General features: G+C 28.5%; 17 protein-coding genes and 1 other annotated feature. All 17 genes read left to right on the top strand.

Annotated elements, in window-relative coordinates; all coding sequences use genetic code 11:
* Positions 1 to 12: 12 nt before the first annotated feature.
* Positions 13 to 462: an SsrA-binding protein SmpB gene (gene smpB / locus T434_RS0104860; RefSeq protein ID WP_162150745.1), complete on the top strand. Its 450-nt coding sequence runs from the start codon at positions 13 to 15 to the stop codon at positions 460 to 462.
* Positions 459 to 1,418: a patatin-like phospholipase family protein gene (locus T434_RS0104865; protein ID WP_162150746.1), complete on the top strand. Its 960-nt coding sequence runs from the start codon at positions 459 to 461 to the stop codon at positions 1,416 to 1,418. Before smpB ends, T434_RS0104865 begins: the two co-directional genes overlap by 4 nt.
* Entirely contained in the window at positions 1,408 to 2,286 is an 879-nt protein-coding gene (locus tag T434_RS0104870; RefSeq protein ID WP_084301098.1) for a phosphatase PAP2 family protein, read from the top strand. The genes T434_RS0104865 and T434_RS0104870 overlap by 11 nt, the downstream gene beginning before the upstream one ends.
* A gap of 2 nt (positions 2,287 to 2,288) precedes the next feature.
* Positions 2,289 to 2,702, top strand: a complete 414-nt coding sequence (locus T434_RS0104875) for a GNAT family N-acetyltransferase (protein ID WP_035358455.1) — start codon at positions 2,289 to 2,291, stop codon at positions 2,700 to 2,702.
* Between the two features lie 34 nt (positions 2,703 to 2,736).
* Positions 2,737 to 2,924 (top strand) — a binding site (T-box leader).
* Between the two features lie 40 nt (positions 2,925 to 2,964).
* Positions 2,965 to 5,520 carry an alanine--tRNA ligase gene (alaS, locus tag T434_RS0104880; RefSeq protein WP_026400142.1) on the top strand — a complete coding sequence of 852 codons (2,556 nt, stop codon included), beginning with the start codon at positions 2,965 to 2,967 and terminating at the stop codon, positions 5,518 to 5,520.
* A 2-nt stretch (positions 5,521 to 5,522) separates the two neighbouring features.
* Positions 5,523 to 5,945 (top strand): Holliday junction resolvase RuvX, encoded by a 423-nt coding sequence (ruvX, locus tag T434_RS07725; protein WP_210997121.1) that lies wholly within the window; start codon positions 5,523 to 5,525, stop codon positions 5,943 to 5,945.
* The gene (locus tag T434_RS0104885; protein ID WP_026400143.1) at positions 5,942 to 6,217 is read left to right on the top strand and encodes a DUF1292 domain-containing protein; all 276 of its coding nucleotides are present in this window, start codon (positions 5,942 to 5,944) and stop codon (positions 6,215 to 6,217) included. Before ruvX ends, T434_RS0104885 begins: the two co-directional genes overlap by 4 nt.
* Positions 6,198 to 6,767 carry an O-methyltransferase gene (locus T434_RS0104890; RefSeq protein WP_026400144.1) on the top strand — a complete coding sequence of 190 codons (570 nt, stop codon included), beginning with the start codon at positions 6,198 to 6,200 and terminating at the stop codon, positions 6,765 to 6,767. The genes T434_RS0104885 and T434_RS0104890 overlap by 20 nt, the downstream gene beginning before the upstream one ends.
* Positions 6,745 to 7,359 (top strand): M48 family metallopeptidase, encoded by a 615-nt coding sequence (locus T434_RS0104895; protein ID WP_026400145.1) that lies wholly within the window; start codon positions 6,745 to 6,747, stop codon positions 7,357 to 7,359. Before T434_RS0104890 ends, T434_RS0104895 begins: the two co-directional genes overlap by 23 nt.
* 54 nt (positions 7,360 to 7,413) lie before the next feature.
* Positions 7,414 to 7,890: a transcription elongation factor GreA gene (greA, locus tag T434_RS0104900; protein WP_026400146.1), complete on the top strand. Its 477-nt coding sequence runs from the start codon at positions 7,414 to 7,416 to the stop codon at positions 7,888 to 7,890.
* Complete coding sequence (locus tag T434_RS07085; protein ID WP_035358457.1) at positions 7,890 to 8,438, top strand: YqeG family HAD IIIA-type phosphatase; 549 nt, start codon at positions 7,890 to 7,892, stop codon at positions 8,436 to 8,438. Before greA ends, T434_RS07085 begins: the two co-directional genes overlap by 1 nt.
* Positions 8,431 to 9,447, top strand: coding sequence for a GTPase (locus T434_RS0104910; protein WP_162150748.1), 1,017 nt, complete (start codon positions 8,431 to 8,433; stop codon positions 9,445 to 9,447). Before T434_RS07085 ends, T434_RS0104910 begins: the two co-directional genes overlap by 8 nt.
* Positions 9,444 to 10,001 (top strand): bis(5'-nucleosyl)-tetraphosphatase (symmetrical) YqeK, encoded by a 558-nt coding sequence (gene yqeK, locus T434_RS0104915; RefSeq protein WP_026400148.1) that lies wholly within the window; start codon positions 9,444 to 9,446, stop codon positions 9,999 to 10,001. The genes T434_RS0104910 and yqeK overlap by 4 nt, the downstream gene beginning before the upstream one ends.
* Positions 9,994 to 10,317 carry a ribosome silencing factor gene (gene rsfS, locus T434_RS07090; protein ID WP_245588324.1) on the top strand — a complete coding sequence of 108 codons (324 nt, stop codon included), beginning with the start codon at positions 9,994 to 9,996 and terminating at the stop codon, positions 10,315 to 10,317. The genes yqeK and rsfS overlap by 8 nt, the downstream gene beginning before the upstream one ends.
* A 9-nt stretch (positions 10,318 to 10,326) precedes the next feature.
* The gene (locus T434_RS0104925; protein WP_026400149.1) at positions 10,327 to 11,040 is read left to right on the top strand and encodes a hypothetical protein; all 714 of its coding nucleotides are present in this window, start codon (positions 10,327 to 10,329) and stop codon (positions 11,038 to 11,040) included.
* Positions 11,041 to 11,179: 139 nt separating this feature from the next.
* Positions 11,180 to 11,302, top strand: coding sequence for a hypothetical protein (locus tag T434_RS08055; protein WP_281172685.1), 123 nt, complete (start codon positions 11,180 to 11,182; stop codon positions 11,300 to 11,302).
* Between the two features lie 18 nt (positions 11,303 to 11,320).
* The gene (locus T434_RS0104935; protein WP_026400150.1) at positions 11,321 to 13,339 is read left to right on the top strand and encodes an InlB B-repeat-containing protein; all 2,019 of its coding nucleotides are present in this window, start codon (positions 11,321 to 11,323) and stop codon (positions 13,337 to 13,339) included.
* Positions 13,340 to 13,351: the final 12 nt, after the last annotated feature.

Consider the following 13,351-nt stretch of genomic DNA (forward strand, 5'->3'; position numbering starts at 1 on the left):
GGAATTCGTTATATGAAAATTATTACTAAAAATAAACGTGCAACATTTGAATATTTTATTGAACAAACCTTTACTGCAGGCATTCAACTTAAAGGAAGTGAAGTAAAAAGTATACGTGATGGTAAAGTTTCAATCAATGAAGCTTATGTAACATTTAGAAATGGTGAAGCATTTATTTTAAATATGCATATTGCAAAATTTATGCAATCATCCATTTTTAATCATGAGGAAACTCGAACACGTAAACTTTTACTTAATCGTCATGAAATAAATAAAATTATTACTGCAAAAGAACAAAAAGGTTATACGGTTATACCTTTAACTGTTGAATTACATCAAGGATTAATAAAAGTCACAATAGCACTTGCAAAGGGAAAAAAGCTTCACGATAAACGCGAATCTATTAAAGAACGTGATATAAAACGTGAACAGTTAAGTGCTCTTAAGGGGAGATATAAATGAAAATTAAAGTGGGGTTAATGTTAGGCGGTGGTGGTGCTAAAGGTGCCTTCCAGTTAGGTGTTATTAAAGCGTTAGAAGAAGCCAATCTTTTAAAATATATTAAGGTTATTTCTGGAACATCAATTGGTGCGATTAATACGTTGTTACTCATGAGTAAAAAAAATCACGATAAGATGTCAGAGATTTGGGAAGAATTAGAAAACTCTAATGTTTTCTCAACAAAAGCGCATATTACGAAAGATGACAGACTTTACTCACTCGACCCACTTGTTCAAACACTTTCTCAAAAAATTAGTGTTAAGGCAATTAAAAGATCCAAATATAAAGGTTATGCAACAGCATCAAAACTATATTCAAAAACAAGTTTAATGCATCAACTAAAAACAAATACTATGGAAAAAGAAGTATTTGCGTTAAAACAATTTGAAAATCCTTACGAAGCCGTTTTAGCAAGTGCATCTATCCCAGTTGTCTTTGGACCAACGAAAATTAACGATGCATCATATGTTGATGGTGGAATGTTAGATAATTATCCAATTGAACCATTACTTGAAGAAAAATGTAATCTTATTTTAGCAGTTGCATTGGATTCAAAATTTAATCCATTTGTTTATGATCATTTAGATATTAACATTGTAGATTTCACATCACGAAGTGCTTTTGAAACAAATATCATTAAAGATTTGATTGAATCAGTAGGATTTGTTGAGGAAAAAAAAGATGAAAAAGAATATTTAGGTTATATTGTTGGTCAAGTGATGATTCAAAAACTTTATAAAGAGGGAATTATTAAAAAAGTTCTTTGGTTTAAAAAACTTAATAAATATGATCACTTTAAGGTAATTCAACTTAACCAAGATGAAGAAGAATTTATTAAACATATTAAAACCGCAAATCGATTTAAAGAAATAAAGAGAAGAAAACGAAGAAGAGGAAGAAATAACGATGCAATTTGAAATAGATATTATACGCTTTATACAAAGCATAAGAAGTGATTTTTTAGATTCAATTATGAATTTACTTACTGAAATTGGTGATCAATTTGTTTTTATCGGAGTCGCATTTATTATTTATTGGTTAATTGATAAAAGAAGTGCATTTAAATTAGCGTTTGTATTTATATTTTCTGCAATCATTAATGTTTTTGTGAAAGATATTGTTAAACGTCCAAGACCACATCATTTACATCCTGAATTAAATGTTGGTGATCCTTTAGCAGACTATTCCATGCCGTCTGGGCACTCACAAAATACAGCTGTTTTAGCAACCGTCTTGCATAAAGAATATAATCATAAGTTTAAATGGTTAAAATGGGTATTATTAGCAGCATTAATTATTGTACCTATTACAAGAATGTATTTAGGTCAACACTACTTGACAGATACATTAGTTGGTATTGGATTGGGTATTGGTATATCACTTATTATGATGAAAGTGGTTGACTTAATGGGGGATAAAGAACATATTTATGGATTAATGTTATTAGTTCCATTAATTGGTGTATTCTTATTTACTTATTTTGGTGAATCATCATATGAAAGTTCTAAAAACTTATATGTTGCAACGGGTGGATTAACGGGATTTTTATTTGGTTATTTAGTAGACAAATTATATATCAAACATCAAACTCAAGTTCAAGGATTAAAAATTTTATATCGAATTTTGATTGGATTTGTTTTAGTAATTGGGTTATATTTAGGATTAAGTACATTATTTAAATCAATTGATCCAGAAAATGGTATTTTTGATGCGTTAAGATATGCAATAGTAGCATTTATTGGTACAGCAGGTACAAGCTTTATATTTAAATTATTGAAGGTGTAAAAATGATTCATATTAAAACATTTAATGATTTAACAAATCAGGAAATGTATGAAATTTTTAAGTTAAGACAAAATGTTTTTATTCTCGAACAGAAAATATATGTTGAAGATATTGATGATTATGATAAAGAAGCATTACATGTTTTTATCAAAGATAATGGAAAAATTGTGAGTTACTTAAGATTAATTGAAATGTTTGATGGCATGCATGTTGGTAGAGTCGTTACAGATTCAAAATATAGAAATCAAAGATATGCAACTAAACTAATTAATTATCTTCAAGAAAGATATACAACATTAATCTTAAGTGCACAAGTTCCTGTGATTGAGTTTTATAAAAAATTTGGTTTTAAAGTTGTTGGAAATAAGTATAAAGAAGCCACAATTTTACATCAAAAAATGGTTTATATTAAATAACTTGTATGATAGAATAATATTGTTATAAAATAAACATGGTACGATGAATAAGTCTAAGTAGTTTATAGGTACATTTAAGAGAGTCACTGGTTGGTGAAAAGTGATATGGATGATAAACGAACGCTAACTTAGGAGTATCAAGTAAGCTGGCTTTAACAGCTAATGAAGTGCTATAGTATTCTATAGAACTAAGGTGGTACCGCGAATTTATTCGTCCTTAGGCTTTTTATAAGTCTAAGGATTTTTTTATAGGAGGAAGATTATGAGATACATGACACATCATGAAATTAGAAAAACATGGTTAAATTTCTTTAAATCAAAAGGGCATATGATTGAAAAATCAAGTTCATTAATACCGATGGATGACCCAACATTATTATGGATTAATGCTGGTGTTGCACCACTTAAAAAATATTTTGATGGACGTGAAACACCAAAATCAAGAAGAATTACAAATATTCAAAAATCAATTCGTACAAATGATATTGATAATGTTGGAAGAACAGCTAGACACCACACATTCTTTGAAATGATGGGTAATTTTAGTATTGGGGATTACTTTAAAAAGGAAGCCATCGAATTTGCATTTGAATTGTTAACAAGCGAAGCATACTTTGGTATTCCACTTGAAAAACTGTATTTTACATATTATCCAACAGATTTAGATGCTAAAAATTACTGGTTAAATTTAGGTGTTGATCCATCACACCTAATTCCACTTGAAACTAACTTTTGGGAAATTGGACCTGGTCCAAGTGGACCATGTACAGAAGTTCATTTCGACCGTGGAGAAGCATTTGATAAACGTGGTGTAGAACTCATTTATAATGAAGTAGAAAATGACCGTTACATTGAAATTTGGAATATTGTTTTTTCTCAATACAATGCTAATCCTTCAAAACCTGGAAGTGAATATAAAGAATTACCAAGCAAAAATATTGATACAGGGGCAGGTCTAGAAAGATTCGCATGTATTTTACAAAATGCAAAAACAAATTTTGAAACAGATCTTCATTTGCCGATTATTCATAAAGTTGCTGAATTATCTAATCGTCCATATGACGGTTCAATGCCATATAAAGTTATTTCTGATCATATCAAGGCATTAGTGGTAGCAATCTCAGATGGTGCTATTTTATCTAATGAAGGTAGAGGCTACGTTTTACGTCGATTATTACGACGTGCAATTAAATATGGTAAGACACTTGGTTTTAATGAACCATTCTTATATAAATTAGTTGACACTGTCATTGAAATGTTAGATGAAGTTTATCCCGACATTAAAGAAAAACGAGACATTATTATCTCAATTATTAAAAAAGAAGAATTAAAATTCTTTGAAACAATTGAAGCAGGGATTAAGCATTTATTAAGTAGCGTTAATCATGATACTTTAAGTGGTGAAGATGCCTTCAAACTTTATGATACATATGGGTTTCCTATTGAATTAACCTTAGAATATGCTGAAGAAAACAACATCAAAGTTGATGTTGAAGGATATGAAGCATTACTTGAACAACAAAGAGAACAAAGTAGAAAAGCTCGTGATGTTAAACTTGGTATGAATAGCCAAGATGAAGCATTATTAAATTTCAAGGATGAATCAATATTCGTTGGTTATGATAGATTACAAGTAGAAACTAAAGTTATTAAGGTGTTTGATCAAGGAATAGTCTTAAAAGAAACACCATTTTATGCAACAATGGGTGGTCAGGTTAAAGATGAAGGTACTATAAATGGTTTAGTTGTAAAAAACGTCATTAAATTACCACATGGTCAACATTTACATGTTGTTGAAACAAATTCATTTAGTGAAGGTGATGAAGTTTTAGCAATTGTAGACAAACGTGTTCGAAAATTGACAGAAAAAAACCATACAGCAACTCACCTTTTACATAAAGCAATTAAAGAAACTTTAGGTAATCATTCAAATCAGCAAGGTTCATATAATGGTCCAGATAAATTAACATTTGATATCAACCATTATGAATCTATTACAAAAGAACAAATATTAAATATTGAACGTATTGTTAAAGAAAAAATTAAAGAAAACATTAAAGTTGATACAAAAGAAATGCCGATTGATGAAGCTAAAAAACTTGGTGCAACCATGTTATTTGGTGAAAAATATGGCCAATTTGTACGTGTTGTTAATATCGGTAACTGGAGTATTGAATTATGTGGTGGTACGCATTTAGACAACACAAAAGAAATAGATAATTTTGTTATTACATCAGTTGAATCAATTGGTTCTGGTATTTATCGATTTGAAGGAATTACTGGTGATGTTAAAAACATCTTACCAAATGTCTTAAAAAATCAATTAGAATCAATTGAAAGATTAAATGAAAAAATTCGTCAATACAATGGACAAATTTTAGAAATGCCAGCATTGACTTATAGTTATCAAGATGTGTTAAATTTACGTGATCATCAATTAAAATTATCAAATATGTTAAAGGAACTTGAAAAGACGCACGAACAAACACTAATTCAATCTGTTTTACAAAAAGCAGATTCATTTATTCCAGAACAAATTAAACCTTTAACATATATATATGTTGTAGATTTACCACAAAATTCTTTAAAGCCATTAATTGATGTGCTCTATGATAAAATGAAAACAGAAACAGTTGTCTTATTTAATGAGACAAATGAAAAAGTTTCATATTTAGTTAAAAGTGGAATTAATGAAGCAAAACAAGTGATTTTATCAATTAACCAAGCGCTAAATGGTTCTGGTGGTGGTAAAGATAACTTTGCTCAAGGTGGCACACAACAAGTAGCTTTATTCCGTGAATGGAAGAAAGGAAATTAAGATTGAGATATTTAGGATTAGATTTAGGCGAAAAAACAATTGGTGTTGCACTTTCGGAATCTGGAATTATTGCATCCAATTTATTAACTATTCGCTATAAAACCAATGATTTAAGTGATGCACTTAATCAATTCTGTGAAGTCTATCGAAAATATCCAGTTGATGTTGTTGTTATTGGTTTACCAAAACATATGAATAATGATATTGGTTTAAAAGCCCAATATGTGTTAAAATTTAAAGAAATGTTAGAACACGAGTTAAATATTAAAGTAGAAACATTTGATGAAAGAATGAGTACTCAAAGTGCTTTGAAAATTTTATCAGATAATCGAAAAAAATATGATAAACAAAGAGCATTAAAAGATGAAGTTGCTGCTCAAGTGATTCTACAAAATTATTTAAACGCGAAAGGAAAAACATTATGATTAAAAATGAAAAATTATCAATCATCACAGATGATAAAGAAGAAATTGCAACTATTCTTTTCACATTTACAGAAAATGGAAAGAATTATGTTGTGTTTGAATTCGATGAAACTCATGAAGTTTCTGCAGCAGTTTTCGTTGAAACAAAAGATGGTGAAGGAGAACTTCATGATATTGAAACTGATGAAGAATGGGCATTAATTGATAAGGTATTTGATCAATATCAAGAAGATTTAGAGTTAGAAATGGAAGATGACGAATTTGACGCTTAATGATTTAAAACAAATTTGTATAGAAGATCAAATTCCAATTATTCAAGAAGAAGCATTATCATTTATTCTTGATTTAATTGAAAAAGAAAAGATTGAATCAATATTAGAGATTGGAACAGCATATGGTTATAGTGCCATATGTTTTTCACTTAAAAATACACAAGTTACTACAATTGAAAAAGATGTATTTCGTGCAAAAATGGCAAATTCATTTATTAAAGATATGAAGGCTAACGTTAAATTGATTGTTGACGATGCGCTCAATGTAAATAATTTAGTTGGTCCATATGATTTAATATTTATTGATGCTGCAAAATCTAAATATATCAATTATTTTGAGAAGTTTTCAAAACTTTTATCACCTAAAGGAATCATAATTACAGATAATATGTATTTTCACAATTTAACTATTGAGAATACAAACAATCGAGGAACAAAATCACTATTAAAAAAGTTAGAAAACTATAAAGATTATTTGTTAACTCATAAGGATTTTGAAACACAAATTTTAAATTTAGGTGATGGACTTGCAATCTCAAAAAGAAAATAAGTTTCTTTATCAAAAAAATAATTATACGTTTTACTATCAATTAATTTATAAACCAATAAAAAATATTTATTTTCGTTTTAAAGATGATATATTGATGATTTCATTACCTAAAAATTTTAAATCTAAAAATATAGAATCAATTATTGATAGAAACGTAAACAAAATTGTTAAGTTAAAAAGTAGAATCAAAAGAATTGAAACACTTGATTTTCAACTCTGGGGTAATCCCATTGAAAAGATGGATCGAGAATCATATCGAAAACTTTTAATTTCTGAAACTTACCAAAAAATTGATGATTTAAAACCTAAGTTAGTTATGGATTTAAAAAAAGTTGGGTTAGAATTAAAACCAACTCAGGTTAAACTTTTAAAATCGAAGTTTGGTTCATGTCATACGCAAAAAAAGATAATTACAATTAATGCATTTCTTGCAAAACTTGATCCAATCTATTTATACTATGTTTTGTTACATGAATATGCACATTTAATTGTCGCAAACCATTCTAAAGATTTCTATCATGTTTTAGATAAAATGATGATGAATCATAAAATGATACAAAAACAATTAAGAAAACATCAAATTTCATATTAAAAATATGATATTAAATGATATAATAAACTGAAGAAAAAGTGAGGTATATGTCCTATGGCAGTTAAAAAAGTTTATGAATTAACTCAAGCAGGGTTAGATCAACTTAAAGATGAATTAAAAGAACTTGTTGAAGTTAAACGTAAAGAAAACTTAGAAGCTATTAAAGAAGCGCGCGCGCAAGGTGACTTATCAGAAAACGCTGACTACGATGCAGCAAGAAATGAACAAGCAAGAATTGAAGCACGCATCGCTGAAATTGAAGAAATTATTAAAAACGTTAAAATCATTAAAACGAATGATGATTCTTCAGTTGTAAACATTGGTAAAGAAGTTGTATTATACTTTGTTGATAAAGACAAGGAAGCAACATATCAATTAGTTGGTACAATTGAGGCAAATCCAAAAAATGGTAAAATTTCAATTGATTCACCACTTGGTAAAGCTATCCGCAACAAAGAAGAAGGCGACACAGTAACTGTTAAATCAGAAACAGGTAAAAGTTTTAACGTCGTCATTAAGAAAGTTGTTTAATGGCAATCTATAAGAAGTGTATTCCAACTTCATATTACACATCAATTTATGAAATTGACTATGACAATTTAAAAAAGCAGGGCATAACAACTCTGCTTTTTGACCTTGATAATACAATTATCAATTATGATGAGACAAAAATTGATGTTAAAAGAACAGAGTTCTTACAGGAGTTAGAAAAAGATTTTAAGGTATTAATTATTTCTAATTCTAAAAAGAAGCGTGTGTCATATGCAGTTGGACATCAATTCTCATTTGTTTCTTTTGCAAGAAAACCATTTAAAGTCGGTTTTAAAAAAGCATTAAAGAAACTTGATAGTAAACCAAGCGAAACAGTTATGATTGGTGATCAGTTGATGACGGATGTTTTTGGTGGGAATCGAATAGGACTAAAAACGATTTTAGTTGAAGCAGTACTTAGAAAAAGTGATAAAATTTGGACACGTATAAATCGCAAGTTGGAAGTCTACTTTTTAAATAAAATTAAGAAAAAAGAACCACTAAAGTTTGATGAGATTTTAAGGGAGTATGCTAAAAAGTATGAGTAATTGTTTAGGTTGTGGTATTGAGCTACAAAATCTTGATATAAATCAAGCAGGTTATGTCAAATCACTTGACCAACCTTTTTGTCAATCATGTTTTAGATTAATGCATTATGGTGATGCAAAAACACATTATCATCCATCTGAATTACCAACATTTAATAAAGATGCATTAATTTTTGTTGTAACAAGTGTTTTATATCTTGATACTATTCTTACATCATCCATCAAACGATTAAATGATGACTATAAAGTTGTATTCATCATCAATCAAATTGACTTATTACCAAAGTCTACAAATCTTAATATTTTAGTTCAAAATATAAGACGTCAATTTAAAGAACATCGTGTGAGTTTTGAAGACGTTATTTTAATGAATGCACATAATCCATATGATATAGAACAATTAAAATCATACATATTCGAGCATGATATTTTAGATATATACTTCATTGGTTTACAAAACAGTGGTAAAACTACAATTTTTAAAGCATTAACACAAAATAAAGATGCCCTAGCTATGAATAAAGCGGCATTAACATTAAAACCACTTAAGGGAACATTTGAAAATAGAAATATTTACGATACACCTGGTTTATATCAAAGTGGATTTTTACATGAGTTTTTAGATTATAGTCAATATAAAGATTTGTTGCCAAGTAAGGAAATGAAACCTAAAAATGGTAGATTAAAAGAAAATGAAGCACTTATTATTCATGGATTAGTTTCTGTAAGTGTAGTTAAAGGTGAAATATTATCCGTTTTATACGGATCAGAACATCTAAAATATCACATTACTCAAGATAATAAAGTTAAAACTCAATTAACAAATCCCAAATTATTTAACCCAATATTTAGCGAATTTGAAACGGTATATTATACATTAAAAGAAGATAAGAAATATCAAATCACTTTAGCGGATTTTGGAATTCTCATAGTTAAAGGTGTTTCAACATTAAAAATAGAATTTGTTAAAGGATTACATATTACTTTGACAGAAGGTTTTTTTAGATGAAATTTTTATATCAAAAAGTTGAAGAAAAATTCAAAAATCATCCGGAACGTTTAAAACACATTTATGGTGTTATAAATATGGCATTAAAGCTTTCTAAAATTTATCGAATTGATGAAACTTCAATTGAAATTGCTGCATTACTTCATGATTATACAAAATATGATTCAATTGATTTTCATAAAATGCATATGGATTACGATACATTTGTAAAATACCAAAATTATCCATATGTTTATCATGCGATTAGTTGTGCAAATATATTAAAAGATGAATTTCAAATTGATAATCATGAAATTTATCAAGCGATTTATACACATGTATGGGGAAGTCCTCATATGACATTATTTGATAAAGTTTTATTAATCTCAGATAAAATAGAAGAAACAAGAACATATGATGGTGTTGAAAATTTAAGAAAATTAGCATTTGAAAATATTGACTTAGCTGTCATTAAACATTTAGAATTTTTATTAGAATCCAATGTGGGACCTAAAAATGAAATTTTAGAAAACATTAAAAAGTTAAAGGAGAGTATTGAACTTGAACGTGATTAAAACATCTTATGATATCCTAGAAAAAGTAAATGCAGATAAAATTGTTTTGTACAATTTTAAAAATCATTCGCCTTTTTATGATTTTTTTATAGTGGCTAGCGTGAATGAACGTTCTCAACAAGCAGCGATTAGTTATTTTAATGAGGCGTTAAAAGGTTCTATTCGACATGTTGAAGGGAAAAATCAAAAAAGTTGGACTTTAATTGATATGGGGGATGTCGTTGTTCATCTTTTTAAAGATGAAGATAGAAGTTTTTATGGTTTTGATCAACGCTTTTTAGAATTTAAAGACAATATTGATAAATATATCAAATAGGGGAAACGTATGAAAAAAATCTTTATACTCGCATTTTTATCATTAATACTTATTTCTTGTACGATACAAGATCAATTTTTTAAACAACAAGCGTTAGTTTTAGTAAATAATGAAAATGAATCTATTGAGTTACATGGATATTTCGACGGTGGGTATAAAGGTGAATTAATAGAATTAGGGTTACTTTATCAATTTAGTGATGATGAACTTGTTTTATCTATCTTTAATTTAGATATTAATGTGTATAAACTTGATAAATACGCAGATCATATTATGCATGAATTAAATGATATAGAAGCATATTATAATGTTAATTTATATGTTAGAACATATATAAAATTATTGGTTGAAGGAGAAACACACATTCTTTATTCAGAACAAACTAAATTTAATCTTTTTGAATCAAAGAAAAATGATCAAGATGAATTTGCAGAAAAGATTATTGAAAAAGTTTTAGGTAGAGCTCAAATTAATTTAATTGAACTTGAAATTGATTATCGTGACTATACCGTATTGAAAGAACCTGAATACTTAATTGTTGAAGTAAAATTTGATTATAAAACAGTGACGTTAATCTTTAAACTTATTGATTTTAAATATGAATTCAGTGATGCTTTATTGCTAAAGGTCAATGGTAACAACATTAACATCAAATCGAAAGTATTAGAAGGAAATATTTTGACAGTAATATATGATGATCCAAATTGGTCAGGGATATATTAAAATATAAACATCCAGCATAAGGATGTTTTTATTTGAAAAAAATTTCCAAAAGTTGATAAAATATGCGTTTAATTTTTTCAAGTAATTACTATCGTATATAATGATTATAATATGAAAACGCTTTTATATGGGAGGATATATGAAAGATAAAGCGGAAAAAAAGATTTACGAGTCACCAAAAATTGAAGTGACTCAATTTGACGAAAAAGTTCACACCAATTCTGCATCAGCAAATGTCGATGTAGCGTCGTGGTGGAATTAATACGTTAGAGGTGTAAACATGAAAAGGGGATTAAGTATATTATTTGTTACACTTTTAACATTATTTGTGGCATTATCAGTAACTTATGCTGATGGTGCAGTTAGTACAGTTGATGGTGCTTCAATCCGTACAACAGGGGAACAAGGATTAAGATTCTATGCAAAATTAGAAGTAGAAGATTCAAGTGAGCATGGATTCTATTTATTATATGGTGAAGCTACAGTTTCAGATTTAGAGGAAGCTTTAGAGAACGAAATACCATCATTCAACGGTAAACAAGTATTCAAGCAAGTTATTTTAGGTGTTGATAATAATAACATGTATAGTGTTGTATTAATCAATATTCCTGAATTAGGTTATTTAGATAAAATTACTGCAATACCGTATGCTGTAATAGATGAATCAATTCAATTTGGTTCACCAGTAACGCGTTCTGTTGCAGAAGTAGCATTTAAGATGCATAATGCTGGTGATACTAGCGATGTGATCGAATCTATTGTTGATTTATATGCAAACTATAGAAAGTTTGAATATATGCCATATGGTGAATATGCTGTAACAGGAATTTATGAAATGAATCCTGTTAAATTGAAAGTAGAATTCATCAAAGATTGGAATGCGAAATTTAATACAAATCTACTACAAAATGCAGACATAAATACATTTCATAATCAGATGAAATCTGAAAATGAAGATAAAACTGGACAATCAAATACAAATGTCTCAACTACAAAAATGTATCAATTCTTTAATGATGCACTTTATGGTGCTAAATGGCGATGGGTACTTGAGTATTTAGAACCATATGGAAGAGGAACTACACACGTTTCTAGACAAGCATTAGCATTATTAGGCGATGGTACACATGCTCAAGGATTACATGAGTTAATCCATATTTCAAGAGCATTATATGGATTCTTTACAGTATCTAATGCAATGGGAGGATATCCTGGAGTTTCATTTGAAGTTAATGAAACAACGCTTACTAGATACATGGATGTAAAAAACTTTAATAATAAAATTTTAATTAATCTTGGAGAACAAGAAATTCATGTTTCAGGTTCTATAATTGATTTACCAGAAATAAGTACTAAAGAAGGATATGAAACAAATGGTAAATACAAATATAATAATGTTGATTATGAAAATACTTTAACTTTAGGAAATATTGGACTTGTAAGACCAAATTATTCATTAATTCAATATCCAATTAATTATTATGATGGAGAAAATCTACTTGAATTATCTCCTGCAACATATACAATTGTATCTGGGGCAATATTGCCAAATCCTGAAAAACCTGGTTTTATTTTCCTAGGTTGGTATGATAATCCTGATTTCTTAGGTTCACCAGTAATTGAAATAGCACAAGGATCTAGAGAAGAAAAAACATTTTATGCTAAGTATGAAGCATCTACGTTTGAAACTGTAAATGTGACATTTAGTTTGAATGGTGGACAACTTAACTCAACTGACTTATATACTTATCGCAGTGGATTATACATAGAAGCAACTAGATATTCTACAGCTGGTGATGGTGCTGGTAATCGTATTACAGTTGGGACTTCAAGAGGTGGATTATATTGGTATGTAATCGGCTTAAAATCAACTGGTTTTAATGGTATTTATGAAGTTGTTGGAAAAGGAACCGGATATACTAATGAACAAGCTACACTTTATGTTTCATATCATGATAATATTAATTCACCGTATAAGAACCAAATGACAAGTACATATTCTTCAATTAAAGCGGGAGATTTAGTTGTTATTGAATGGTTACCTTCTGCAGTAACTGGTGATACAAGTATTGACATGTATTTCTTCTTAAATCCAGTAGTTGCATCCCAAGATTTAACGCTGTCAATGACTGAACCACAATCATTATCTTTTCTTGTACCAGTAAGAATTGGTTATAAATTTGATGGGTGGTATGATAATGAAGGATTTATTGGAAATTCTATTAGTGATTATCCAGGTTTTACAAATGATGACAACGTAACAACAGTTACTTATTATGCAAAATGGATAGCACAATAATTTAAAAATTAA

This window comes from Acholeplasma equifetale ATCC 29724, assembly GCF_000687735.1.
Classification (GTDB): Bacteria; Bacillota_I; Bacilli_A; order Acholeplasmatales; family Acholeplasmataceae; genus Acholeplasma; species Acholeplasma equifetale.